The sequence below is a fragment of the Halomonas organivorans genome (assembly GCF_014192055.1).
In the GTDB taxonomy this organism is placed as follows: Bacteria; Pseudomonadota; Gammaproteobacteria; order Pseudomonadales; family Halomonadaceae; genus Halomonas; species Halomonas organivorans.
This window is the reverse complement of sequence record NZ_JACHXM010000032.1, coordinates 15,866-39,670: the sequence shown is the minus strand read 5'-3', so window position 1 is coordinate 39,670 and position 23,805 is coordinate 15,866. Positions and strand designations below refer to the sequence as shown.

The 23,805-nt window shown below is 66.4% G+C and carries 19 protein-coding genes; 5 read left to right on the top strand and 14 right to left on the bottom strand.

Going from position 1 to position 23,805, the window contains the following annotated elements; translation table 11 throughout:
• Window positions 1-8 precede the first annotated feature (8 nt).
• From FHR96_RS19435 to FHR96_RS19405, 7 genes are all read right to left on the bottom strand, one after another.
• Window positions 9-1,469, bottom strand: coding sequence for a two-partner secretion domain-containing protein (locus tag FHR96_RS19435; protein ID WP_183389384.1), 1,461 nt, complete (start codon window positions 1,467-1,469; stop codon window positions 9-11).
• 211 nt (window positions 1,470-1,680) lie between these two features.
• Window positions 1,681-2,670 carry a helix-turn-helix transcriptional regulator gene (locus tag FHR96_RS19430; RefSeq protein WP_183389383.1) on the bottom strand — a complete coding sequence of 330 codons (990 nt, stop codon included), beginning with the start codon at window positions 2,668-2,670 and terminating at the stop codon, window positions 1,681-1,683.
• A gap of 236 nt (window positions 2,671-2,906) precedes the next feature.
• Entirely contained in the window at window positions 2,907-3,149 is a 243-nt protein-coding gene (locus tag FHR96_RS19425) for a formate dehydrogenase subunit delta (protein WP_183389382.1), read from the bottom strand.
• 10 nt (window positions 3,150-3,159) lie between these two features.
• Window positions 3,160-4,002, bottom strand: coding sequence for a formate dehydrogenase accessory sulfurtransferase FdhD (fdhD, locus tag FHR96_RS19420; RefSeq protein ID WP_183389381.1), 843 nt, complete (start codon window positions 4,000-4,002; stop codon window positions 3,160-3,162).
• On the bottom strand, window positions 3,999-6,872 hold the full coding sequence (gene fdhF / locus FHR96_RS19415) for a formate dehydrogenase subunit alpha (RefSeq protein ID WP_183389380.1): 2,874 nt from the start codon (window positions 6,870-6,872) through the stop codon (window positions 3,999-4,001). Before fdhF ends, fdhD begins: the two co-directional genes overlap by 4 nt.
• A complete protein-coding gene (locus tag FHR96_RS19410; RefSeq protein WP_183389379.1) occupies window positions 6,869-8,425 on the bottom strand; it encodes a formate dehydrogenase beta subunit in 1,557 nt (518 codons plus the stop codon). Before FHR96_RS19410 ends, fdhF begins: the two co-directional genes overlap by 4 nt.
• Window positions 8,422-8,916 carry a formate dehydrogenase subunit gamma gene (locus FHR96_RS19405; RefSeq protein WP_183389378.1) on the bottom strand — a complete coding sequence of 165 codons (495 nt, stop codon included), beginning with the start codon at window positions 8,914-8,916 and terminating at the stop codon, window positions 8,422-8,424. Before FHR96_RS19405 ends, FHR96_RS19410 begins: the two co-directional genes overlap by 4 nt.
• A gap of 130 nt (window positions 8,917-9,046) precedes the next feature.
• Between FHR96_RS19405 and FHR96_RS19400 the strand changes: the two genes are divergently transcribed.
• The gene (locus tag FHR96_RS19400) at window positions 9,047-10,108 is read left to right on the top strand and encodes a substrate-binding domain-containing protein (protein ID WP_183389377.1); all 1,062 of its coding nucleotides are present in this window, start codon (window positions 9,047-9,049) and stop codon (window positions 10,106-10,108) included.
• Window positions 10,109-10,409: 301 nt separating this feature from the next.
• Here the strand turns inward: FHR96_RS19400 and FHR96_RS19395 are convergent, their stop codons facing one another.
• Together FHR96_RS19395 and FHR96_RS19390 are read right to left on the bottom strand one after the other, a co-directional pair.
• On the bottom strand, window positions 10,410-11,900 hold the full coding sequence (locus FHR96_RS19395) for a Na+/H+ antiporter NhaC family protein (protein WP_183389376.1): 1,491 nt from the start codon (window positions 11,898-11,900) through the stop codon (window positions 10,410-10,412).
• A 220-nt stretch (window positions 11,901-12,120) separates the two neighbouring features.
• A complete protein-coding gene (locus FHR96_RS19390; RefSeq protein ID WP_183389375.1) occupies window positions 12,121-13,497 on the bottom strand; it encodes a glutamine synthetase family protein in 1,377 nt (458 codons plus the stop codon).
• A gap of 259 nt (window positions 13,498-13,756) precedes the next feature.
• On the opposite strand from FHR96_RS19390, the gene FHR96_RS19385 reads away from it, so the two are divergent.
• The 3 genes from FHR96_RS19385 to FHR96_RS19375 are packed head-to-tail and all read left to right on the top strand — an operon-like array spanning window position 13,757 to window position 17,477.
• Window positions 13,757-14,530, top strand: a complete 774-nt coding sequence (locus FHR96_RS19385; protein ID WP_183389374.1) for a gamma-glutamyl-gamma-aminobutyrate hydrolase family protein — start codon at window positions 13,757-13,759, stop codon at window positions 14,528-14,530.
• A gap of 41 nt (window positions 14,531-14,571) precedes the next feature.
• Window positions 14,572-15,975, top strand: a complete 1,404-nt coding sequence (locus tag FHR96_RS19380) for an aspartate aminotransferase family protein (RefSeq protein WP_183389373.1) — start codon at window positions 14,572-14,574, stop codon at window positions 15,973-15,975.
• Window positions 15,972-17,477 (top strand): aldehyde dehydrogenase, encoded by a 1,506-nt coding sequence (locus FHR96_RS19375; protein ID WP_183389372.1) that lies wholly within the window; start codon window positions 15,972-15,974, stop codon window positions 17,475-17,477. Before FHR96_RS19380 ends, FHR96_RS19375 begins: the two co-directional genes overlap by 4 nt.
• A 194-nt stretch (window positions 17,478-17,671) precedes the next feature.
• On the opposite strand, the gene FHR96_RS19370 is transcribed toward FHR96_RS19375, so the two are convergent.
• From FHR96_RS19370 to FHR96_RS19360, 3 genes are read right to left on the bottom strand one after another with little or no spacing between them, the layout of a single operon-like run.
• Window positions 17,672-18,778: a mandelate racemase/muconate lactonizing enzyme family protein gene (locus tag FHR96_RS19370; protein WP_183389371.1), complete on the bottom strand. Its 1,107-nt coding sequence runs from the start codon at window positions 18,776-18,778 to the stop codon at window positions 17,672-17,674.
• Window positions 18,779-18,791: 13 nt separating this feature from the next.
• Window positions 18,792-20,216 carry a YfcC family protein gene (locus FHR96_RS19365; protein WP_183389370.1) on the bottom strand — a complete coding sequence of 475 codons (1,425 nt, stop codon included), beginning with the start codon at window positions 20,214-20,216 and terminating at the stop codon, window positions 18,792-18,794.
• Between the two features lie 38 nt (window positions 20,217-20,254).
• Window positions 20,255-21,415 (bottom strand): M20 metallopeptidase family protein, encoded by a 1,161-nt coding sequence (locus tag FHR96_RS19360; RefSeq protein ID WP_183389369.1) that lies wholly within the window; start codon window positions 21,413-21,415, stop codon window positions 20,255-20,257.
• Between the two features lie 322 nt (window positions 21,416-21,737).
• Between FHR96_RS19360 and FHR96_RS19355 the strand changes: the two genes are divergently transcribed.
• Window positions 21,738-22,619: a LysR family transcriptional regulator gene (locus FHR96_RS19355; RefSeq protein ID WP_183389368.1), complete on the top strand. Its 882-nt coding sequence runs from the start codon at window positions 21,738-21,740 to the stop codon at window positions 22,617-22,619.
• 226 nt (window positions 22,620-22,845) lie between these two features.
• On the opposite strand, the gene FHR96_RS19350 is transcribed toward FHR96_RS19355, so the two are convergent.
• The gene (locus FHR96_RS19350; RefSeq protein ID WP_183389367.1) at window positions 22,846-23,055 is read right to left on the bottom strand and encodes a tautomerase family protein; all 210 of its coding nucleotides are present in this window, start codon (window positions 23,053-23,055) and stop codon (window positions 22,846-22,848) included.
• A 149-nt stretch (window positions 23,056-23,204) separates the two neighbouring features.
• The gene (locus tag FHR96_RS19345; RefSeq protein ID WP_183389366.1) at window positions 23,205-23,756 is read right to left on the bottom strand and encodes a cupin domain-containing protein; all 552 of its coding nucleotides are present in this window, start codon (window positions 23,754-23,756) and stop codon (window positions 23,205-23,207) included.
• Between the last annotated feature and the right edge of the window lie 49 nt (window positions 23,757-23,805).

Here is a 23,805-nt window from a genome sequence, read left to right as displayed (position 1 = left end):
CAGCAACGTCAAGTTCCAGGACGGAGAGCAGGTAGCCGATCAATCAGACAGGAATGCGGCCTGACCGCCATCCACCAGATTTGACGATAACTCCTGGCAAGGTTGACTGGTGCATTGACGTAATAACTGGCAGTGTTGCCCGACGCTGGACTGTCCTGCCCATACTGCAACGCTAGAGTCCCTCCACCGGTAATGCTCACCTCACGGTTGATCTCGATATCGCGCTCGGCATTCAGTGTCAGGGTGTTGGCGCTGCTCCAGCTCAGCTCATCGTTGACCAGAATGTCGCCATTTCCCCCGTCCGTGCCCATGGTGGCGGTTTCGATTTCGAAATCGTTGCTGGCCAGTGCGTCACTTACCGTTTGGCCTGTCATGTCGCCGCCACTGTCGGCGATGGTGAAGTCCTTGGGGTCGATCAGCCAGGTGCCGGTGTCGCCGTTGCCAGCGTGGGTGGTCACGGTAGTGCCGTCGGCTACTTGAACGCGGGCGGCGGAGGTTTCAATAAAGCCGCCGTCGCCGCCTGCGGGAGCCGATGCATCCAGCGTACCGGCCACCTGCACGCTGCCGGAGTCCATATCGCCCATCAGCATGATTTCGCCATTCTCACCGCTGGCGAGGGTGCGGGCCTCGGTAATGCCGGTGTGGTTGATGACGCTGCTGGCCAGGTCATTGGCGGCGCGGGCGGTGAGGTAGACTCGCCCGCCGTCGGCGCGAATGGCCCCGCCCTGTTCGATGTGGGTCTCCAGTGCGGCTTCTTCCACCTCGATCTTGAGCGGCCCGCCGAGATCGAGGGTGACCCGGCTGCCCGCGCCCATCAGAGTGTTGCCGCGCGGGGTGTCGATGCTGCCGGTGTTGATGATCTCGGCGGCGATCATCGCTACATGGCCGCCCTCGGCGGCGGTGATATTGCCTTGGTTGATGACTGCATTGCCGCTACCGCCTTCGAAGGTATAGCGCCCCGCCATGAAGTCTTCGGTGGAGATATCCAGCGTGGAGGCCACCAGTGCGCCGACATCCACTCGGGCGGTGGAGGAGAACGAGATGCCGTTGGGGTTGATAAGGAACACTCGGCCGTTGGCGGAGAGGGCGCCGCGGATCTCGGAAACGTTGTCGCCGGTCACGCGGTTAAGCGCGGACGACTCGGCGTTGGGCTGAACGAAGTCTACTCGGTGATGTTCCGCGATGGAAAAGTCGTCCCACTCGATGGCCAGGTTCTGGCTGTCTTGTCGAATGGTAAGGCTGTTGCCTTGGCGATCGAGATTGCCGGCACCCCCAACGATATGCCCGCCGCTGGGCAACTCCGAGCCGAGCGCGGGGAGGGTTACCAGCATCAGGCCGCCAACTGGCCAGCTGAACGGGCGGGCTAAGCGGCAGCTGGCAGGGCTTTTTCCCGTGCTGCGGACGTTTTCTCCCACGGCCTGCCAGTTGCCTCTGGCGGCATTCCAGACGGTACGGTAGGTGTGGTTCATGGCGGCGTCTCGATCCCTTGTGGTGTTTTATTCCTTTTGAAGTTGACAAGGTTAGTCATGTCGAGCTGCCAATGGCCACACTACTCAGTTATCATTTTCTCCAAAGGTTATCATTTCGTAAGATATATGGGCCTCGTCAAGCGTCACCCCTCGTTTAAGTGCCGCGTGTGCCCGGTAAGAATCATTTCAAGCGTCGGTTTTTCTTCTGCTGTCAGCTTGACAATTCGCTGATGTTTCCATGACGGCTCGTGGATGGTGTTCCGCCGAAATATTGCCGATACGCACGTGTGAAATTGCTGACATGATGGTATCCAACGGCATGGGCGGCCACCTTGATCGGTGCGCCTTCATACTCGATAAGGCGTTTTGCCTCTGTGAGCTTTTGGTGTCTTATATAACTGCTGGCAGACTGGCCTTGGAGGATGACGAATAATTCGTTAAATCTGGTGCGGCTGATACCGAACTTATTTGCCATTGCTCTGGTGTTCAGGCTCTTGCCCAGATTTGTTCTGATGTGTTCGCAGGCTGCTTCATATGTCTTCAATTCCCATTCCGAAGGCTCGTCGATACTCGTTGAGGCCTGGTTTCTTGAAGCGTCATAGTCTCGCAACAGGCTGGAAAGGTAACATTTGGCGAGGCCTTCCCGATGCAGTGCTACCGTGGGGTAAGGTGCCTCAGATGCATGCAGAAAAAGGTCTGCTGCCCACTGTCTGGTGGTTTTTCCGAGGGGAAGTTGAGTGATGAGATCTCTTTCCCTTGCCTTCAGGAAGGGGGCAATCAAGGCGCGAATATCGTCTTCTATCAGCCAAGGGCTCTCCAGGGGGATAGACACGCCAAGATGCCTGATGACTTGATTGCCGGGCAGGTGGAATCGTGTTCCCTCTTCGAATACGCGAAAAATCAGCGAGTGATCAGCGTCTTGCTCCTGGATGTATCCCGATGGCATTGCCAGTGTCAATTTTCCGGATAGTAAGACCAGAGTGCAAAGCAGGTCTCCCAGGTCGTCTTGTGAGGATTGGATTTCCAGGGTGCAATCCTTGATCACCCTGTATTCGGAGTAATAGATCGTGGCGCCGTGTGCCAGCGATGTCCTCATTATGCACCCAGAGCCGGCCCCTTCAGGAAGAGGGAATTCTTGCCCGGTAAAGTCCCATTGCGCATAAAGATTCGTATTGTCGATTCCTGTGCTTGACTGTTTCATAAGCTTTTTATGTTATTTGGAGTGGCTGCCAGATTAATGTAATCCATGGCATGTTGCCACTCCGACGGGAGGCGGCTAAGTAATCAAATGATTAATCGGCTGCGTTGTGTTCCATGCACGGATCCCGGTATGGCAGATTGGCGTGTCTGCGTGTTTCCTTGAGAACGTGAAGGGCCGACCCTCGTGGGTCGGCCCTTCCGCGTTTGGTTGGCGATGTTCGGGCGTCGCGTGGGGCGTCAGCCGGCCTTGGCGGTCTGACGCTCGGCCAGCCGTTCCACGGCCTGGCGAGCCAGCGGCGTCAGGCCGCTGTCGGGCTCGTCGAGGCTGGCGACGATGCGTTGTTTCATGGCCCGGGCCCAGAACTTCTCCAGGTGGGTGCAGACGCCTTCCACGGTCTCTGTGGTCTCGCGGCCGCCGCTCAGGTTGGCGGCGATCTGGTTGACCATGTGCACCAGTGTCTGGCCTTGATCGTGCGACATACTCGACTCCTCAACCGTGAGCCCGAACCGGCGCCGTGCCGGCGGGGCGATGATAGACCAGGTGACGGCCGGGGCGGGCGAAGCCGACCAGCAGCAGGCCGGCCTCGCGGGCCTGCTCCACCGCCAGCGCGGTAGCCGCCGAGACGGCCACCAGGGCGCCGATGCCCGCGCTGGCGCTCTTGTGCACCATCTCGTAGCTGGCCCGGCTCGAGACCAGGGCGAAACCGTCCTCGCCTGGCCCGCCCTCGCGGGCCAGGGCGCCGATCAGCTTGTCCAGGGCGTTGTGGCGGCCCACGTCCTCGCGCACCCGCAGGATGCGCCCGTCGGCGTCGCACCAGGCGGCGCCGTGGCAGGCGCCGGTGGCCGCCTGCAGCGCCTGGTGCTCGGACAGCTCCCCGAGGGCCCGCTGGATGGCGGCATCGGTCAGCGCCGGCGCCCGCACCGCCGGAATCGGACGGATCGCCTGGTCCAGCGCCTCGGTGCCGCACAGACCGCAGCCGGTGCGTCCGGCGAGGCTGCGGCGGCGTTGCTTGAGCTCCGCCTGGCGCTGGCTGGCGATCGTCAGCTGCACCGTCAGCCCGCGAGTGTCTTCCTGCAGCTCCAGGTCGTAGCACTCGTGGGGGTGCGCGATGATGCCCTCGGTGAGGCTGAAGCCCAGGGCAAAGTCCTCCAGGTCGGTGGGGCTGGCCATCATCACCGCGTGGGAGATGCCGTTGTAGACCAGCGCCACCGGTACTTCGAGGGCCAGGGCGTCCTCGGCGTCGTCGCGATACCAGCCCGACGCGCCACGGTGCTCCTCGACGCGATGATGCGCCACGGGGAGAGCCACGCTTGCCGCCGGGCGACGGTTCATGATGCCGCCTCCCGGGCCGTGGCCAGGTATTCGCGCTGCTGGCGGTCGACTTCGTCGAAGCGGCGCTGCCATTCGGAGGGCCGGCTGACCTTCTCCACCTGAACCGCAGTCACCTTGTACTCGGGGCAGTTGGTGGCCCAGTCGGAGCTGTCGGTGGTGATCACGTTGGCGCCGCTACCCGGGTGGTGGAAGGTGGTGTAGACCACGCCGGGCTGCATGCGCTCGCTGAGCCGCGCGCGCAGTACCGTCTGGCCCGCCCGGCTGGTGATGCCCAGCCAGTCGCCGTCCTTGATGCCGCGTACCTCGGCGTCGGAGGGATGCAGCTCGATCACGTCCTCGTCGTGCCACACCTGGTTGTCGGTGCGTCGGGTCTGGGCGCCGACGTTGTACTGGGAGAGGATCCTCCCGGTGGTCAGCAGCAGCGGGAAGCGACGGTTGGCACGCTCCTCGGTGGCCACGTACTCGGTGATCGCGAAGCGGCCTTTGCCGATCGGGAAGTCGACCTCGTGCATGGTCGGGGTGCCGTCGGGATGCTCGGCATTGCAGGGCCATTGGAGACTGCCGCGCTCGTCGAGCTTGTCGTAGCTGACGCCGGCGAAGGTCGGCGTCAGCTGGGCGATCTCGTCCATGATCTCGGACGGGTGCGTGTACTCCATCGGATAGCCCAGCGCGCGGGCCAGGTCGACGGTGACTTCCCAGTCGGCCTTGCCGGCCAGCGGCGGCATCACCTTGCGCACGCGGTTGATGCGCCGCTCGGCGTTGGTGAAGGTGCCGTCTTTCTCCAGGAAGCTCGAGCCCGGCAGCAGCACGTGGGCATACTTGGCGGTCTCGTTGAGGAAGATGTCCTGGACGATCAGGCACTCCAGCGAGGACAGCGCCGCTTCCACGTGCTGGGTATTGGGATCGGACTGGGCGATGTCCTCGCCCTGCACGTAGAGCGCCTTGAAGGTACCCTCGATGGCGGCATCGAACATGTTGGGAATGCGCAGGCCCGGCTCGTCGTCGAGCGCCACACCCCAGGCGGCCTCGAAGCGACCGCGGGCCGCGACGTCGGCGACGTGCTGGTAGCCCGGTAGCTCATGGGGGAAGGAGCCCATGTCGCAGGAGCCCTGCACGTTGTTCTGGCCGCGCAGCGGGTTCACGCCCACGCCCTCGCGGCCGATGTTGCCGGTAGCCAGCGCCAGGTTGGCGATGCCCATCACCATGGTCGAACCCTGGCTGTGCTCGGTGACGCCCAGGCCATAGTAGATGGCGCCGTTGCCGGCGGTGGCGTAGGTGCGCGCGGCGCGGCGCACCGCCTCGGCGGACACGCCGGTAGTCGCCTCGCTGGCCTCCGGGGAGTGGCGTTGCTCGGCGATGAAGTCACGCCAGGCGCGATACGCTTCGGTGTCGCAGCGCTTGGCGATGAAGTCGTGATCCTCGAGGCCCTCGGTGACCACCACGTGGGCCAGGGCGTTGACCAGCGCCACGTTGGTGCCCGGGCGCAGCGGCAGGTGCTGGGCGTCCTCGAGGTGCGGCGTCTTGAGCAGGTCGATGCGCCGCGGGTCGGCGACGATCAGCGAGGCGCCCTGGCGCAGACGCTTGCGCATCAGCGAGCCGAACACCGGGTGGGCGTCGGTGGGGTTGGCGCCGATCACGATGATGGCGTCGGCCTGCATCACCGAGTCGAAGGTCTGGGTGCCGGCGGACTCGCCCAGGGTGGTCTTCAGTCCGTAGCCGGTGGGTGAGTGGCAGACCCGTGCGCAGGTATCGGTGTTGTTGTTGCCGAAGGCAGCGCGGATCAGCTTCTGCACCAGGTAGGTCTCCTCGTTGGTGCAGCGCGAGGAGGTGATGCCGCCGATGCTCTCGCGGCCGTGCTGGTCCTGGATCGCCGTGAGGCGCCTGGCGGCGAAGGCGATCGCCTCGTCCCATTCGACCGGGCGCCAGGGCTGGTCGATGGACTCGCGGATCATCGGCGTGGTGATGCGGTCCGGATGGGTCGCGTAGCCGAAGGCGAAGCGGCCCTTGACGCAGGAGTGGCCGTGGTTCGCGTCGCCGCCCTTGTAGGGCACCATGCGTACCAGCTGGTCGCCCTTCATCTGGGCCTCGAAGGAACAGCCCACGCCGCAGTAGGCGCAGGTGGTGACCACGCTGTGCTCGGGCTGGCCGGCATCGATGACGCTCTTCTCCATCAGCGTCGAGGTCGGACAGGCCTGGACGCAGGCGCCGCAGGACACGCACTCGGAGTCCATGAAGGCCTCGTCCTGGCCGGCAGAGACCTTGGAGTCGAAGCCGCGGCCGTCGATGGTCAGCGCGAAGGTGCCCTGCACCTCCTCGCAGGCCCGCACGCAGCGCGAGCAGACGATGCACTTGCTGGGATCGAAGCTGAAGTAGGGGTTGGAGTGGTCGGTCTCGGCGGCCAGGTGGTTCTCGCCCTCGAAGCCGTAGCGCACCTCGCGTAGGCCTACCGCGCCGGCCATGTCCTGCAGCTCGCAGTCGCCGTTGGCCGGGCAGGTCAGGCAGTCCAGCGGGTGGTCGGAGATGTAGAGCTCCATGATGTTGCGGCGCAGCCGGGCCAGGCGGTCGTTCTGGGTAGTGACCTTCATGCCCTCGGCCACCGGCGTGGTGCAGGCCGCCGGCGTGCCGCGCCGGCCCTCGACCTGGACGGCGCACAGCCGGCAGGAGCCGAAGGCTTCCAGATTGTCGGTGGCGCACAGCTTGGGAATGTTGATGTTGGCCAGGGCCGCGGCGCGCAGCACCGAGGTACCTTCCGGCACGCTGATGGCCACGCCGTCGATCTCGACGCTCACCGGTGCCGCGTCGGCGGCCGGGGAGGGCGGCGGAGTACCGAGGTCCCTGTCGTGCTGGCGGGGATCGAAGTGCTGAATCATGAGCGGTCTCCTTCCGGCGCGCGCTGGAAGTCGTCGGGGAAGTGTTTCAAGGCGCTCTGCACCGGGAAGGGCGTCATGCCGCCCATGGCGCACAGCGAACCGTCTTCCATGGTCTCGCACAGCTCGCCGAGCAGCGCGAGGTTGGCGTCGCGGTCACGGCCTGCCCGGATGCGATCGATGACCTCCACGCCGCGGGTCGAGCCGATGCGGCAGGGCGTGCACTTGCCGCAGGACTCCACCTTGCAGAATTCCATCGAGAAGCGGGCCTGCTCGGCCATGTCGACGCTGTCGTCGAACATCACCACGCCGCCGTGGCCGACGCCGGCGCCGACCTCGGCGAAGGTCTCGTAGTCCAGCGGCATGTCCCACTGGCTCTCGGGCAGGTAGGCGCACAGTGGGCCGCCGACCTGCACCGCGCGCAGCGGCCGGCCGCTGGCGGTGCCGCCGCCGAACTCTTCCATCAGCGTGCGCAGCGTGGTGCCGAAGGAAAGCTCCACCAGGCCACCACGCTTGACGTTGCCGGCCAGCTGCAGCGCCAGGGTGCCGCGGGAGCGGCCCATGCCGTGACCGGCGTAGGCCTCGGCGCCCTCGGCGAGGATGAAGGGCACGGCGGCCAGCGACAGCACGTTGTTGACCACGGTGGGGCGCCCGAACAGTCCCTCGATGGCCGGCAGCGGCGGCTTGAACCGCACCAGGCCGCGCTTGCCCTCGAGGCTTTCCAGCAGCGAGGTCTCCTCGCCGCAGATGTAGGCGCCGGCACCCAGGCGCACCTCCAGGTGGAAGGCACGGCCGCTGCCGCGGATGTCGTCGCCGAGATAGCCGGCCGCTTCGGCGCGGACGATGGCGGCATCGAGGATCCGCTTGGCCAGCGGGTACTCGGAGCGCAGGTAGATGTAGCCCTGGGTGGCGTTGACCGCGAGCCCGGCGATGGCCATGCCCTCGATCAGCATGTAGGGATCGCATTCCATCGCCAAGCGATCGGCGAAGGTACCGGAGTCGCCCTCGTCGGCGTTGCAGACGATGTACTTCTGGTCCGCCGGAGCATCGAGCACCGTCTGCCACTTGATGCCGGTGGGGAAGGCCGCACCACCGCGACCGCGCAGCCCGGAGGCCTTGACCTCCTCGACGATGTCCTGGGGCTCGCGGGTCAGCGCCGCCTCCAGGCCGCGAAAGCCGTCGTGCGCCAGGTAGTCGGCGATCGACAGCGGGTCGGTGACGCCGATGCGGGCGAAGGTCAGACGCTGCTGGCGCTCCAGGTAGGGGATCGCCTTGGTGGGACCCAGGGCCAGCGGGTGGGTGTCGCGGCCCTCGAGCAGGCCGGCGTCGAGCAGCGCCGGCACGTCGCCGGGCGTGACCGGCCCGAAGGCGACCCGGCCGGCCGGGGTCTCGACCTCGACCAGCGGCTCCAGCCAGGCCAGGCCACGGGAGCCGTTGCGCACCACGGTCAGCGCCAGGCCGCGGCTCTCGGCCTCGCGCTCCAGGCGCCTGGCCACGGCGTCGGCGCCCAGGGAGAGGGCGGTAGTGTCGCAGGGAACGAAGACGCGGACGCTCATCCGATCACCTCCAGGGGCTGGGTGCGCAGTTCGTCGACCAGGGCGTCGAAGGCCTCTGGCGTGATCCGGCCTCGAACCTCGTCATCGACGCGAATCGAGGGGCCGCAGGCGCAGTTGCCCAGGCAGTAGACCGCCTCGAGGGTGATGTCGCGATCCGCCGTGGTCTGGTGAAAGTCGACGCCGAGGCTGGCCTTGGCGTGGGCTTCCAGGGCGCGTGCGCCCACCGACTGGCAGGCCTCGGCGCGGCAGACCTGAACCACGTGGCGACCCGGCGGCGAGGTCCGGAAGTGGTGGTAGAAGCTGATCACCCCGTGCACTTCGGCGCGGGTCTGGCCCAGCGACTCGGCGATGATCGGCACCGCTCCCTCGGGCACGAAGCCGAGACGGTCCTGGATGGCGTGCAGGATCGGCAGCAGGGCGCCGGGCTTGTGCTTCAGGGCGTCGATCTCGGCCTGGATCGCCTGGGGCGTCCACTCACGGGAATCGCTCATCGAGTCCCCCTGGTTCGTTGTAGTGCTGGCTGGTTATGCACGCTTGTTCATATTATGGAAGGGGCGTGCGTCACGGTGCGTATAAAGCTAGCATTGGTATCTCGATGGCAAAATATGAAACTTTCTTCACATGAAGCGTATCCGCATCACGCCGGCCTGGTACTTCAGCGACGAGGCCGGCAACCAGCTCGATCCCAAGCTGTTCGGCCTGCTCGAGGCGGTGCACCGGCACGGCAAGCTCACCCGGGCCGCCGAGACCGTCGGCATCTCCTATCGCCATGCCTGGAACCTGCTCAACAAGTGGGGGGAGTTCTTCGGCATCGCGCTGGTCGATCTGGAGCGGGGCAAGGGAGCGCGACTCTCGCCGCTGGGCGAGAAGCTGCTGTGGGCCGAACAGCGGGTGATCGCACGGCTCGGCCCACAGCTGGAGAGCCTGGGATCGGAGCTCAACCTGGCCATCCAGCAGACCCTGGAGGGTGTCATGCCGGTGCTGAGGCTGCATGCCAGCCATGGCTATGCCGTCGAGCTGCTGCCGGAACACCTCGACGAGCTGCGCCTCGACCTGCAGTACTGCAGCCCCCGCGAGGCCCTGGCGGCGCTGCATCGCGGAGCCTGCGACCTGGCCGGCTTCCACCTGCCACATGGCGAGGTCGGTCGGCGGGTGAGCCGGGAGTATCGCGACCTGCTGAAGCCGCGGAGCTATCGCATCCTGCGCTTCATCACCCGTCGCCAGGGCCTGATGGTGGCACCGGACAATCCGCTGGGCGTGAGAAGCCTGGCGGACCTGGTGCGGGACGAGGTCCGCTTCATCAACCGCCAGGCGGCGTCCGGCACCCGGGCGCTGCTGGACGGGCTGCTCACGGATGCCGGGCTCTCGACGAAGCGGATCCGTGGCTACGAACTGGAGGAATATACCCATTCGGCGGTGGCGGCCTATGTCGCCGCCGGGATGGCGGATGCGGGCTTCGGGGTCGAGGCGGCGGCGCGGCGCTTCGGACTCGACTTCGTGCCGCTGGCGCTGGAGGACTATCTGCTGGTCTGCCACCGGCGCAGCCTGGCCGAGCCGAAGCTCAAGTCACTGTGCCAGGTGCTGGCCGGCGAGGCCTTTCAGGCGGCGGTGTCCGAGCTGCCGGGCTATACGCCGGATCGCTGCGGCGAGGTGGAGGGGGTCGAGGCGCTCTTGCCTGAATGACCGTTTGGTGCTTTTCACCGGGCAGTGGCTGTCCTGGAGGGATATTGCGGGATTAGCGTTAGCGCATCCATCATGATCCCGGCTCGGGCTGCATGGTCTAGCACGGCATGGTGAGCGTTCAGCCTTGCTGCAAGAGGGGCACTGTCAGGCACGCTGGGTGCCACTGAGGATCGCCCCTCGGGCGATATCGCGCAGCGGAGCTGCGCTCCCACAATGGCATTCATGCCAATCCGTGAAGAACCCGAAAAAGGCGCGGCGCCGAGGCGCCGCGCAACGGGAGAGACGAGGCTCTGGAGCGGGCTCAGGTCAGGGCGTAGCCCAGTGCCAGGAAGCCGGTGGCGGTGACCAGGGCGCCGAGCAGCGCGTAGGGGAACTGGGTCAGGCCGTGCTGCATCGGCAGGCAGCCGCTGCCCTGGGAGGACAGCACCGAGGAGTCGGAGAAGAAGCAGGCATGGCTGCCGAAGCTCGACGCCGACAGCAGGGCGCCCACCACCAGCGGCATCGGCGCGTCCATGTGCTGGGCCATGGGCACCACGATGGGGATCGAGATCACGAACACGCCCCAGGAGGAGCCAGTGGCGAACACCACCACGGCCATGGAGACGAACACCAGGGCGGGCAGCAGCGCCGGCGTCAGGTAGGGGCCGAGGGCATCGATCATGAACTGGGTCATGCCCAGCTGGTCGTTGACCTCGCGCAGCACGAAGCCCACGGCGACGATGGCCAGCGGCAGCATCATGGTGCGAAAGCCGTCCATGATGCCGTCCATCAGGCTGGCGAAGGTGGCCAGGCGCTGGACGAGATAGAGCACCAGGGTGAACAGGGTGGCGACCATCACGCCTTTCAGCAGGTCGATCTCGAAGTAGGCACTGGCGCCGATCAGCACCGCCATGGGTGCTATGAAGTTGAACACGCCGCGCCACGGCGACTGGGTCGGCGTCGTGTCGTCCAGCGCCGCGTCAGGGGCGCCGTCGGGGATCGGCTGGCCGGCTCGGGCGCGAGCTTCGGCGGCCTTCATCGGTCCCAGGTCGGGCAGCTTGCCGCTGGCGACCAGCAGCACCAGGCCCATGGCCACCCAGCCATAGAGCATGAAGGGGATCGAGGCGATGTAGAGGCCCATGCCCGGGCCCTCGGTGGCGCCGTTGGTCTCCAGCAGTTCGGCGAAGTACACCGCCCAGGTGGAGATCGGCACCAGGATGCAGATCGGCGCCGCGGTGGAGTCGACGATGTAGGCCAGCTTCTCGCGTGAGACGCCGAAGCGATCGGTGAGGCGCTTCATGGCCGCCGAGGTGGCCAGGGCGTTGAGGTAGTCGTCGATGAAGATCAGCACGCCCAGCGCGGCGGTGCTGAGCAGCGACTGGCGACGGGTCTTGACCAGCCGAGTCATGAAGTGGCTGAAGCTCAGGGTGCAGCCGGACTTCTCGAGCATGGCGATGAAGCCGCCCATCAGGCCGCAGACCAGGATCAGCCAGGCGATGGTCTCGTTCATCATCACCGACAGCGAGATGTCGGCCAGCTCGCCGACGAAGTCCTCCGGCTGGAGCATGATCAGCCCGGACAGCGCGCCGATGGCCAGTGCTTCCAGGGTGCGATGGGTGGCGATGGCGATGACCAGCACGATCAGCGACGGCACCAGGCTGGCCCAGCCGTAGTCGCTGCCCGGCTCGTGGGTCAGCGTCAGGCCGCCGACCGTGGCCAGCACGGCGAGCACCAGCAGCAGGGTGCGGCCGGTGCCATCGCGGGCGGGCAGCGAGGGCGAGAAGGGGTGTGGCGAGGGTTGGGGAGCACTCATGGCGACCTCCGTTGGTGGTGTTGTGAGGTGCGGCCGGCCCAGGGGCCTTGGGGCGTGGATTGTTGTTGGCGACCCCGGCGGGGCACGACGGGGCCCTGGGGAAGCCCATGGGCCTCCCGCGGTCGATGTTCACTTTATGGGGTCTGGCGGATGGCCAGACGGAGGACGGCGTCGATGTCCCCGGAGCGGCGTCGGGCCGACCCGGGGCTGCGGTCACGGCCTAGACGTGGCGCAGATACCAGTCGTACTCCAGCTTGCTCACCGCCTGCATGGCCTGGTCGCGCTCGGCGCGGCGGTTGGCGAGGAAGACGCGCAGGAACTCAGGGCCCAGGGCCTCGGTGAGCGCGTCGCTGTCTTCCAGCAGGGTCAGGGCCTGGCTCCAGCTGTTGGTCAGGCTGGGGGCGACCTGATCGTAGGCGTTGCCGGTGATCGCCGCCGGGGGCGTCAACTGCTGGCGCAGCCCGTGGTCGATGGCCGCCAGCAGGGTGGCCACCAGCAGATAGGGGTTGGCATCGGCGCCGGCGACGCGGTGCTCGAGGCGCCGCGCAACGTTGGGGCCGGAGGGAATGCGCACCGCCACCGAGCGGTTGTCGAAGCCCCAGGTCGGTGCCATGGGCACGTAGAGCCCCGGCTGGAAGCGGCGGAAGGAGTTGAGGTTGGGGGCGAACAGCGCCATGGAGGCGGGCATCGTTTCCAGCAGCCCGGCCACCGCATGCTTGAGCGCCGGGGTGCCCAGCGGGTCGCCGTCCTCGGCGGCGAAGACGTTGCGGCCGCTCTCGTCGAGCAGGCTGATATGCACATGGGTGCCGTTGCCTGCCTCGTCGCCATAGGGCTTGGCCATGAAAGTGGCCTCGAAGCCGTGCTGCAGGGCGACGCCCTTGATCAGACGCTTGAGCAGCACGGCGCTGTCGCAGGCCGCCAGGGCGTCGTCGCAGTGGATCAGGTTGATCTCGAACTGCCCCGGAGCGCACTCCTTCAAGGCGGTATCCAGCGGCAGGGCCTGAGCCTCGGCCGCACTGTGGATGTCTTCGAGGAAGTCCGCGTACTCGTCGAGCTCGCTGATCGAGTAGAGCTGGCTGTGGGTGGCGCGCTCGCCGCTGGCCGGCGAACAGGGCGGCTGAGCCATGCCCAGCGCATCCCGTGCACGGTCGACCAGGTAGAACTCCAGCTCCACCGCGATCACCGGATTGTGGCCGCCGCGTCGCAGGCGTTCGAGCACCCCGGCGAGTAGCTGGCGTGGATCGACGGGATAGGGGCCACCGTCGCTGTCTTCCATGGTCATCAGCAACTGGGCCTGACGTCCCTGGCGCAGCCAGGGCGTCGTCATCAGGGAGCCCGGCACGGGGCGGCAGACCCGGTCGCCGTCGCCGGTGTCCAGCCCCAGGCCGGTCGCCTCCACCGTGTTGCCGAGGATGTCCAGGGCGAACACCGAGGCCGGCAGGTTGACGCCGTTCTCGTAGGCCTTTTCCAGATTGTCGCGGGGGATGCGCTTGCCGCGCATCACGCCGTTGAGGTCGCTGATCAGCAGGTCGATGCTGGCGACGTCGGGATGACGCGCCAGGAAATCACGGGCTTCGTCGGCGGGGTGAGAGGGCATGATGACACCTGTTTCCTTCGGACGTTGGCATGGCTGTCATCATTGGGGGTGTTCGTATTTGTTGTCAAATCTTTTACGGTTTGATGGGCGTTCCGGATCGCCTAAAGGCGAGGGTTTTTGAGGTTTATTTGTTTAAAAACAGTAAATTGAATTGATCTTGGCGGCGTCTACGCCTTTGGTGGGTTGGCAAGATTAATCAACCGCGCTATGTTGAGCAAACCATAACAACTTCCCTGTCATGCCGTTTGAGGAGGCTGCCATGCAGAGCCGACCCCTGGTGGGAGTGATCGCCTGTCGCCGCGAGGTGGAGGGGCATCCCGCCCATATGGTCACCGACAAGTACCTGAGCGCCCTGCGCGACTATGGGCTCGAGCCGATCATCCTGCCGGTCTGGGATGACCTCGACGCCGCCGGCGTGACGCCGCTGCTGTCGCGTCTGGACGGCCTGGTGCTGACCGGCAGCTATACCAACGTGGAGCCGGGCCGCTACGGGGCCGAGCGTGCCCCCGAGAATACCCGCGACGATCGCCATCGCGATGCCGCCGCCATGGCCTGGGTGCCGGCGGCGCTGGATCTCGGCCTGCCGCTGCTGGGCATCTGCCGCGGTTTCCAGGAGCTCAACGTGGCCTTCGGCGGCAGCCTCCACCAGGCGGTGCAGGCCGTGCCCGGCATGCTCGACCACCGAGAGCCGGCGGGCGAGCGGGCGGCACAGTACGCCCCGGTTCACGAACTGTCGATCCGCCCCGGCGGGCGCCTGGCGGCGCTGTATGCCGAGCCCGTGTCGCGGGTCAACTCCTTGCACCAGCAGGGCATCGACCGCCTCGGCGAGGGGCTGACCGCCGAGGCCCAGGCCCCGGACGGCCTGGTCGAGGCCATCTCGGTGACCGACGCGCCGAGCTTCACCCTGGCCGTGCAGTGGCATCCCGAGTGGCAGCCCCGTGAGCATCCGCTCTACGACGCCATCTTCCGCGGCTTCGCCGAGTCCTGCCGCGACCATGCGCGCGTCGGTGCCTCGACTGCGACCCCGGCCTGATCGGCCGCGCCCCGACTGGCGTGTCATCAAGGAGAATCATCATGCAGACACCGCAATACCAGGCCCGCGACCGTGCCCATCACCTTCATCCGTTCACCGACTTCAAGGCGCTGGGCGAGGAGGGCAGCCGCGTCGTTACTCACGCCGAGGGCGTCTACATCCATGACAGCGAAGGGCATCGAATCCTCGACGGCATGGCGGGGCTGTGGTGCGTGAACCTGGGCTACGGCCGCCGGGAGCTGGTGGAGGCGGCGACGGCCCAGCTCGAGCAGCTGCCCTACTACAACACCTTCTTCAAGACGACCCATCCGCCGGCGCTCAAGCTGGCCGAGAAGCTCTGCGAGCTCGCCCCGGCACACGTCAATCATGTCTTCTTCACCGGCTCGGGCTCCGAGGCCAACGATACGGTACTGCGCATGGTGCGCCGCTACTGGGCGCTCAAGGGCCGTCCCGGCAAGCGCTGGATCATCGGTCGCGAGAACGGCTATCACGGTTCCACCGTGGCCGGCATGAGCCTCGGCGGCATGGCGCCCATGCATGACCAGGGTGGGCCCTGCGTGCCCGAGATCGCCCACGTGGCGCAGCCCTACTGGTTTGGTGAAGGGCGGGGGCGCGAGCTGTCGCCGGAGGCCTTCGGCCGCCAGTGCGCCGCGGCGCTGGAAGACAAGATTCTCGAGCTCGGCGAGGAGAACGTCGCCGCCTTCATCGCCGAACCAGTGCAGGGCGCCGGCGGCGCCATCATGCCTCCGGCAAGCTACTGGCCGGCGGTGAAAGAGGTGCTGGCCAAGTACGACATCCTGCTGGTCGCCGATGAGGTGATCTGTGGCTTCGGCCGCCTCGGCGAGTGGTTCGGCAGCCAGCACTTCAGCCTCGAGCCGGACTTGATGCCGATCGCCAAGGGTCTCTCGTCGGGGTATCTGCCGATCGGCGGCGTGCTGGTCGGCGACCGGGTGGCCGACACCCTGATCGACGAGGGCGGCGAGTTCTTCCACGGCTTCACCTACTCGGGGCATCCTACCTGTGCCGCCGTGGCGCTCAGGAACCTGGAGCTGCTCGAGGCCGAGGGCGTGGTGGATCGCGTGCGCGAGGACCTGGGGCCCTACCTGGCCCGGCGCTGGGCGGAGCTTGCCGAGCATCCCATCGTCGGCGAGGCGCGCTCGCTGGGTCTGATGGGCGCCCTGGAACTGGTCGCCGACAAGGCCGCCGGCACGCGCTTCGACAAGTCGCTGTCCGCCGGCAACCTGTGCCGCGACCTGTGCTTCGAGGCCGGATTGGTGATGCGCTCGGTGGGCGATACCATGATCATCTCTCCGCCCCTGGTGATCACCCACGAAGAGATCGACGAGCTGGTGCGCCTGGCCCGCCAGGCGCTCGACGAGACCGCACGGCGCCTGTCCGAGCATGTGGTGACCGGCACCGCCCCACGAGAGGAGATTCGCGCATGAGCCCCGCCCCGACGACCCGCGCCGACTGGCAGGCGCTGGCCGCCTCGCTGGTCGAGCAAGGCCTCGAGACCCGCGCCTATATCGACGACGCCTTCGTCGACGCTGCCGACGGCGCGACCCTGACCACGATCAATCCGGCCACCGGCGAGACGCTCGCCGAGGTGGCGAGCTGCGACGTCGCCGACGCCGAGGCGGCGGTGGCGGCCGCCCGGCGCGCCTTCGAGGGCGGCGAGTGGTCGCGCCGGGCCCCGGGCCAGCGCAAGGCCGTGCTGCTGCGCCTCGCCGAGCTGATGGAGGCCCACCAGCACGAGCTGGCGCTGCTCGACACCCTGGACATGGGCAAGCCGGTGGGCAGTTCGCTGGGCGACATGGCCGGCGCCATCGGCTGCCTGCGCCACCACGCCGAGTCGATCGACAAGCTCTACGGCGAGGTCGCGCCCACCGGCAACGACGCCCTGGGCCTGGTGCTGCGCGAGCCGCTGGGGGTGGTGGCCTCCATCGTGCCGTGGAACTTCCCGCTGATGATGACCGCCTGGAAGATCGCCCCGGCGCTGGCCGCCGGCAACAGCGTGATCCTCAAGCCCTCGGAGAAGTCGCCGCTGTCGGCGCTGCGCCTGGCCAGCCTGGCCCGCGAGGCCGGCCTGCCGCGCGGTGTGTTCCAGGTGCTGCCGGGCTTCGGCCACACCGTGGGCAAGGCGCTGGCGCTGTCGATGGACGTCGATTGCCTGGCCTTCACCGGCTCCACCGGGGTCGGCAAGCAGCTGATGCAGTACGCCGGCCAGTCGAACCTCAAGAAGGTGTTCCTGGAGTGCGGCGGCAAGAGCCCGAACCTGGTGTTCGCCGACTGCAAGGATCTCGACAGGGTCGCCGAGCACGCCGCCGGGGCGATCTTCCACAACCAGGGCGAGGTGTGTATCGCCGGCTCGCGGCTGCTGGTCGAGAACAGCATTCGCGAGGCCTTCGTCGACAAGGTGCTGGCCGCCGCCGAACGCATGCAGCCCGGCGACCCGCTGGACCCGAACAGCTTCATGGGCGCGATGGTCGATCAGGCCCAGTACGAGCGGGTGCTCGACTATATCCGCCGCGGCGTGGAGGAGGGCGCGACCCTGCGTTCAGGTGGAAAGGCGCTGGACGGTCCCGGGCTGTTTATTCCGCCGACGGTGTTCGACGGCGTCACCGACGCCATGGCCATCGGCCGCGAGGAGATCTTCGGCCCGGTGCTGTCGGTGTTCGGCTTCGACAGCGAGGACGAGGCGGTGCGGCTGGCCAACGACAGCGACTACGGCTTGGCGGCGGGGCTGTGGAGCCAGGACATCGACCGCATCATGCGCGTCACGCGCCGACTGCGCTCGGGGCAGGTGTTCGTCAACAACTGGGCGGACATGGACCAGACGGTGCCCTTCGGCGGCGTCAAGCAGTCAGGCAACGGCCGCGACAAGTCGCATCACTCGCTGGAGGAGTATTCCGATCTCAAGAGCGTATGGATGACCCTGGCGCCCTGAAGGGCGCCAGCGACTCGAGCACTGATGGGGAAGGTTCCCCTCGACTTGCCGGCCGCGGCTCGCCGCGGCCGGCTTTTTTATGGGTGTTGCCCAGCGATTTCTGCATTGCTGTGGCGCGAGCGGCATCGCGTGAGCCCGCTTCGCGTGTCTGCTTGCGGCGGGCTCTTCCAGCGGCAAGACCTTCGCCCACGACGTCAGTCGATGTCGTCCTCGAAGGCGCTGAGCTCGCGCACGCGGTCGCGGTCGATGTCGATACCGAGCCCCGCCGACTCGTCGAGCGCAATGTGCGTGTCGTCGCCGGGCATCTCGGCCACGTCACTCGCGAGCATCGCCGGGCCGACCAGGTCATTGGCGACGATGTTGGGATGGGCGATGGCCAGATGGGCACCGGCCAGGGTGGCGATGGAAGACTCCACCATCGAGCCCACCTGGCAGGGAATGTCGGCCGCCATGCCCAGTTCGGCCATGGTGCGGGCCTCATGCAGGCCGGCGGACTTCATCAGCTTGATGTTGACCATGTCGGCCGCCTCGAGGCGGATGACCCGAAGCATGTCGCGTAGTCCGTGAATCGGTTCGTCGGCCATGATCACCGCCTCCGTGGCGTGGCTGACCCGGGCCAGGGACTCGAGACTCTCGATGAATACCGGCTGCTCGAACCATTCCACGCCGTAGGGCTCGGCGTGGCGAATCACCTGCAGCGCCTGCTTGGCGCTCCAGCCCTGGTTGGCATCCACCCTCAGGGCCACGCCGGGCGCCAGGGCTTCCCGTACCCTGGCGATGCGCTCGATGTCGGCTTCCGGGGTGTCGCCCAGCTTGATCTTGATCGAGCGGTAGCCTTGCCGGCAGGCGTCGTCGGCCTGGCGTGCCATCTCCTCGGGCGACAGCATGCTGATCACGCAGGGCAGCTCGAGTCGCTCGTGGCAGCGCCCGCCGAGCAGCGCATGCAGCGGCCGTCGACACTGCCGGGCCAGCAGGTCGTGGAGGGCGATGTCCAGCGCTGCCTTGGCTGAGGGATTGTGGCGGACGCGTGCTTCGGCGGCACGGTGAAAGGCGCCGATGTCTTCGGCGGGTTTGCCGATCAGCAGGGGGGCCAGCTCATCGGCGATGATGCGGCGCGCCGATTGCCAGGTTTCCCCGGAGACGTGCTGGTCGACCACGGCCTCGCCCCAGCCGGTGTGGCCGCTGGTCGACTCGATGCCGATCACCAGGCTCTCGATGTCCTCATAGGTGTCGTAGGCAATCTTGAAGGGGCGTTTGAGCGGCAGGCGGATGCCATGCAGGGTGATGCGCTTGATCGTCATGGGAAGATTCCTTTCAAGACCAGGAGAGGAGATGGGCCAGGGTGACCATGCCGCAGGCCAGCAGCAGTTGGAGGCACAGGAGAGGAAGTATCCACTTGATCCATTTGCTCCACGACACGCCGGCCACGGCCAGGCCTGCCATGAAGTAGCCGGAAGTGGGGGTGATGATGTTGGAGATGCCATCGCCAAGCTGGAAGGCAAGCACCGCGGTCTGGCGAGTCACGCCCACCAGGTCGGCCAGCGGTACCATGAGCGGCATGGTCAGAGCCGCCTGCCCGCTGCCCGAGGGCACCAGGAAGTTCAGCAGCAGTTGCACGACGAACATGCTGATGGCGGTCAACACCGCTGGCATGTCGCCCAGCAGTGCTTCCAGTCGGTGCAGGATGGTATCCAGGATGCTGCCATCCTTGAGCACGATCAGGATGCCGTAGGCGAAGCCCACCACCAGGGCGCCCATGGCAATCTCCTTGATGCCGCTGACGAAGTGCTCGGCAATCTCGTTGGGTCCCATGCGCGCCAGCGCGCCGACCAGAATGCCCATCAGCAGGAAGACGCCCGACATCTCGCCGATGTACCAGCCGTGGCGGATGACCCCGTAGGCGATGGCGACGATCGCGCCGACGAAAGCCGTCAGCACCAGCTTGTCCGACAGGCTCAGTCGTTGGCTTCCCGGCAATGGTTCGGAGTGGCCGAACTGGCGGCGGTCGCTGCGGTAGACCGGACTGTGCTCGGGGCGGGCCTTGACCCTGGCCGCATAGCGCGTCACGAAGGCGATGCTGACGCCGACGAAGACGGTCCAGTAGCAGGCGCGCAGCGTCATGCCGGAGAAGATCGGCAGCTGGGCGATATCCTGGGCCACGCCGACGGTGAAGGGGTTCATGAAGGCGGCCGAAAAGCCGGCTCCGGCCCCGACCAGGGGCACGGCGGCTGCGGTGATGGAATCGTAGCCCAGCAGGCGCAGCATCGGGGCCAGAATGATGATGAAGGCAATCGTTTCCTCGGCCAGGCCGAAGGTGGCGCCGCCGGCGGCAAACAGCAGCATCAGCAAGGGGATCAGGACGATATCACGCCCCGACAGCGCCTGGCTGACGCTGGCCACCAGCGTCTGCAGCACGCCGGTGGCCTTGAGCACGCCGAAGGCCCCGCCGGAGATGAAGATGAAGAAGATGATGCTGCTGCCCTCGCGCATGCCCTCGAATACCGCCATGAACGGCGTCAGCCAGTCGGCCTTGTCGGTTTCCACCAGGGCGTAGCTGCCCGGTACGACCACGGTCTGCCCCTGGTCGGTGGTGGTGCGCTCGTAGCTGCCCGCATCGACCAGGTAGGTCGAAAGCGCGGCGATGCAGATGAAGGTGAACAGCACCACGAAGATGTGCGGAAACGTCATGGTCCGCCGGGGTGCCGCCTCGAGTGTCGTTGTTCTTTCGAGATCGCTCATGCCAGGCCTCGGTGTCGAGTGGTGGTTATGTTGGTGGGTTATTGGTGACGCTCATCCAGGAAGCGCCGGGCCACGCCGGCGAGAAAGTCGCTGCCGCGGGCGAGAATGTCGTCGTTGAAGTCGTAGTCCGGCTGATGCAGGGCGGGAGCCGTGTCGCCCTTGCCGTTGCCGATCCAGCCGTAGGCGCCGGGCACCGCCTCGAGCAGGAAGCCCATGTCATCGGCGCCCATGCTGATGGGGTGCGCGACCAGCCGGTCGCGTCCCCAGTGCGTCTCGACGACCTCCCGGCATAGCCTGGCGCAGTCGGCATCGTTGACCACCGCGGGGGTCGAGGGCACATAGTCCAGCGTCACGTCGCAGCCGCTGGCCCGGGCGATGCCCTCTGCGATCTCGCGAATCCGCCTTTCGAGCCGGTGGCGGACACCGGGCTTGAAGCAGCGGGCCGTGCCCTTCAGACGCGCCGTGGCGGGAATGATGTTGCTGGCATGCCCGCTCTGCAGGCTGCCGAGGCTGACCACGGCAATATCCTCGGGGTCGACGTTGCGGCTGACGATCTGTTGGATGGCGGTGACGAACAGCCCGGCGGCGACGACCGGGTCGGTGGTCAGGTGTGGCATGGCGCCATGGCCACCCTCTGAGTGGAAGCACACGTCGAAGTCATCGCTGGAAGCCATGTGCGGCACATCGTGAATGACGAAGGCGCCTGCCTCTACGCCCGGCCAGTTGTGAAGGCCGAAGACCGCCTGCACGGGAAAGCGCTCGAGGAGCCCGTCTTCCAGCATGGCGGGGGCACCGGTGCCGAGTTCCTCCGCTGGCTGGAAGATAAGCACCACACGGCCTCGGGGCGGGCGTGACTGTACCAGCTCAAGGGCTGCGCCCATCAGCATGGCAGTATGGCCGTCATGGCCGCAGGCATGCATGACATTGGCATGGGTCGAACCATGGGCCAGTCCGGTGGCCTCCTGGAGGGGCAGGGCATCGATGTCGGCCCTCAGGGCGACGCTCGCTCCTGGCTGCTGGCCGTCGATGACGGCCACGATGCCATGACCGCCGATGGCTTCATGGACCTCGTCGACGCCGAGTTCACGCAGCATGCTCGCGATACGGCGTGCGGTCTGCCGCTCCTCGCAGGAAAGCTCGGGGTGTCGGTGGAGCTCTTGCCGGAAGGCAATCATTCGGTCTACATCATGTTCTTGCATCACATTGTCCTGTGCTTGTTCTCGTGTCTCGTGCTCACGATGGGCCCGGTCTTTCTAGCCTTCATGCACGTCGCCACCGCTCATCGCAGTCGCTCGCTCGACGCTTCCGTACCCTTGTCTTCCGGGCGAGGTAGTGGCATGAAAAGGGCATTGGCTCATGAAGAGGGGAGCGCATCGTCCGGCGGCCGAGACGTCCGACATCGGCGCCTGTTCGGCAAGTTTTTTTCAGTATGTTCAGGTAGGTAGGCGAGAAAAAATACTTCTTTCCTATGCGGTCATGCTTTTTTGATATGCTGCTCGATTCGAGGGGTGAGGCAGCTCAATGGATACCAAGAAACTGAAGTATTTCCTGGCCGTGGTAGAGGCGGGCTCCATCACGCGAGCCGCCGGGAGGATACCCGTCGCCCAGCCTGCATTGACTCGCCAGATACGCCTGCTGGAGGAGCAGGTGGGCGCCCGGCTGCTCGAGCGTGATCGCAAGGGTGTGTCGCTGACCCATGCGGGTCAGTTTCTCTATGATCATGGCCGCAGGCTGATGGCCGAGCTGGATAGCGTGGCCAAGAAAGCCCGCGCCATCTCCGATGGCTATAGCGATGCCCTGTCGATCGGTATCACCACCATTCATTCCTGCATTCCGAGCATCTCGAACCTGATCAGCCGTTTCCGTGCAGAGCACCCGAGCATTCGGTTGGCTCTGGAATCGATGCTCTCGGGCCCGCAGGCGCGAGCCATTGTCGAGGGGGAGATCGATGCGGGCATTCTGTTCACCGAGCGGGAAGATGACCCCCGGTTAGCCTACTTGCCGATTGCCCGTTATCGCATGGCCATCGTTGCCAGCCGGCGTCATCCTCTTACCGAGTCGCTGCCGACCGAGTTACGCGCCTTTGCCGACGCGCCCTTCATTCGCTTCAGCCGCGATTCGACCCCGGGCAGCTACGACAGGGTCGATCGCTGCTTCCATCAAGCCGGCATCGTGCCCAATACCGTCCAGGAGTGTCATGACGACATCACCATTCGTAGCCTGGTGGCCGCGGGGATGGGGTATGCCATCATGCCGAGCATCATGGCGCGGGGAGAGAACGACCTGGTCGCCTATGAGCTGGACGATCTGCCGATTTCCTCGCAGCTGATGCTGGCCTGGCGCAAGGGCGCCGACTCGAAGCCGATCGACGCGCTATGTCGTATGGTCTGTCGCTCGGCGTGAGGCGTCCAGGCACCTTGCCCGAGTGGAGGGGCTTCCCGTGTCGTCATCGGGGCGGTCGTGAGGCGTATGCCGGTGGCGTGAGTCGAGGCGCCTGGGGCTTCCCTGTTCCGTGCGGCGCGGCTGGGGAAAGTGGCGGAGAAGCGTGGGGTGGCGGGGCGGTCGGTTCATTATCGGCCGGGGGCAGGCGGTGGCGCGAGCCCGCATGCCCCCTCTTGCCTGGAGTGGGTCAGGACGCGGTTTCCTTGGCGGCGCGGCGCTTGGCGACCGATTCGCCGCACAGGCCGAAGTCCTGGATCGCCACGTCGGAGAGCACGACGCGTACGCTCTCTGGCGTGCAGTCGATGCTGTCGACGCAGGCGGCCGTGACCTTCTCGATCAGCGCTTCCTTCTGCTCGGCGCTGCGGCCTTCGATCAGTTGGATATTGACGATCGGCATGGGCATTCCTCGAATATTTGGAAAATGTTTCCAGATATTCCCATCGGCGACGATGGCTGTCAAAGCGAGATGACGACAACGAGGAGCGTTGGCACGGTGAGGCCGGGTAGGGCCGGCCTGTGGCGACGGTTCGGCGCGGCCCGAGTGGGTCAGAAGCTGCGGGCGGGGGTGGCGCAGCTGATCAGGCGGCAGGCGACCTCGCCGACGTTGCGAAAGCGGTGGGGGACGTTGGTGTCGAAGTAGTAGGCCTCGCCTGGACCGAGTACGCGGGTCTCGGCGCCGATGGTGATCTCGATCTCGCCTTCCAGCACCACGCCGGCTTCCTCGCCCTGGTGGGCGATCATTTCGCGGCCGGTGTCGGCGCCGGAGGGGTAGGTCTCGACCATGAAGTTGAGCACCCGGGTCGCCCGGTTGCCGCCTACCAGCTTGTAGATCACGTCGCCGGTGCCCACGTCGGCCAGTTCGTCGGCCGAATAGAACACCTGGTCGCGGCTCTCCAGGTCCATGGTGAAGAAGTCGCCGACGCTCATCGGAATGGCGTCGAGAATCTTCTTCAGCGAGCTCACCGAGGGGCTGACCTTGCCCTGTTCGATGAGCGACAGGCTGGAGTGGGTCACGCCGCAGCGCTTGGCCAGCTCGCGCTGGGAAATGCCCCTCAGGTTGCGCAGGGCGCGCAAGCGCGCGCCGACATCTTCTGCCATGGGTCGTCCTCTGAAGTCGACGGGGCGGGCCGGTGAGGCCCGCCCGATG

Excerpts from the sequence above, each read along its gene's own strand:
- FHR96_RS19385 (WP_183389374.1), top strand. The coding sequence starts at position 13,757 with ATGCAGAGCCGACCCCTGGTGGGAGTGATCGCCTGTCGCCGCGAGGTG.
- fdhF (WP_183389380.1), bottom strand. The coding sequence starts at position 6,872 with ATGATTCAGCACTTCGATCCCCGCCAGCACGACAGGGACCTCGGTACT.
- fdhD (WP_183389381.1), bottom strand. The coding sequence starts at position 4,002 with ATGAACCGTCGCCCGGCGGCAAGCGTGGCTCTCCCCGTGGCGCATCAT.
- FHR96_RS19430 (WP_183389383.1), bottom strand. The coding sequence starts at position 2,670 with ATGAAACAGTCAAGCACAGGAATCGACAATACGAATCTTTATGCGCAA.
- FHR96_RS19365 (WP_183389370.1), bottom strand. The coding sequence starts at position 20,216 with ATGAGCGATCTCGAAAGAACAACGACACTCGAGGCGGCACCCCGGCGG.
- FHR96_RS19380 (WP_183389373.1), top strand. The coding sequence starts at position 14,572 with ATGCAGACACCGCAATACCAGGCCCGCGACCGTGCCCATCACCTTCAT.
- FHR96_RS19375 (WP_183389372.1), top strand. The coding sequence starts at position 15,972 with ATGAGCCCCGCCCCGACGACCCGCGCCGACTGGCAGGCGCTGGCCGCC.
- FHR96_RS19435 (WP_183389384.1), bottom strand. The coding sequence starts at position 1,469 with ATGAACCACACCTACCGTACCGTCTGGAATGCCGCCAGAGGCAACTGG.
- FHR96_RS19355 (WP_183389368.1), top strand. The coding sequence starts at position 21,738 with ATGGATACCAAGAAACTGAAGTATTTCCTGGCCGTGGTAGAGGCGGGC.
- FHR96_RS19370 (WP_183389371.1), bottom strand. The coding sequence starts at position 18,778 with ATGACGATCAAGCGCATCACCCTGCATGGCATCCGCCTGCCGCTCAAA.
- FHR96_RS19425 (WP_183389382.1), bottom strand. The coding sequence starts at position 3,149 with ATGTCGCACGATCAAGGCCAGACACTGGTGCACATGGTCAACCAGATC.
- FHR96_RS19360 (WP_183389369.1), bottom strand. The coding sequence starts at position 21,415 with ATGCAAGAACATGATGTAGACCGAATGATTGCCTTCCGGCAAGAGCTC.
- FHR96_RS19345 (WP_183389366.1), bottom strand. The coding sequence starts at position 23,756 with ATGGCAGAAGATGTCGGCGCGCGCTTGCGCGCCCTGCGCAACCTGAGG.
- FHR96_RS19390 (WP_183389375.1), bottom strand. The coding sequence starts at position 13,497 with ATGCCCTCTCACCCCGCCGACGAAGCCCGTGATTTCCTGGCGCGTCAT.
- FHR96_RS19405 (WP_183389378.1), bottom strand. The coding sequence starts at position 8,916 with ATGAGCGATTCCCGTGAGTGGACGCCCCAGGCGATCCAGGCCGAGATC.
- FHR96_RS19410 (WP_183389379.1), bottom strand. The coding sequence starts at position 8,425 with ATGAGCGTCCGCGTCTTCGTTCCCTGCGACACTACCGCCCTCTCCCTG.
- FHR96_RS19395 (WP_183389376.1), bottom strand. The coding sequence starts at position 11,900 with ATGAGTGCTCCCCAACCCTCGCCACACCCCTTCTCGCCCTCGCTGCCC.
- FHR96_RS19350 (WP_183389367.1), bottom strand. The coding sequence starts at position 23,055 with ATGCCGATCGTCAATATCCAACTGATCGAAGGCCGCAGCGCCGAGCAG.
- FHR96_RS19400 (WP_183389377.1), top strand. The coding sequence starts at position 9,047 with ATGAAGCGTATCCGCATCACGCCGGCCTGGTACTTCAGCGACGAGGCC.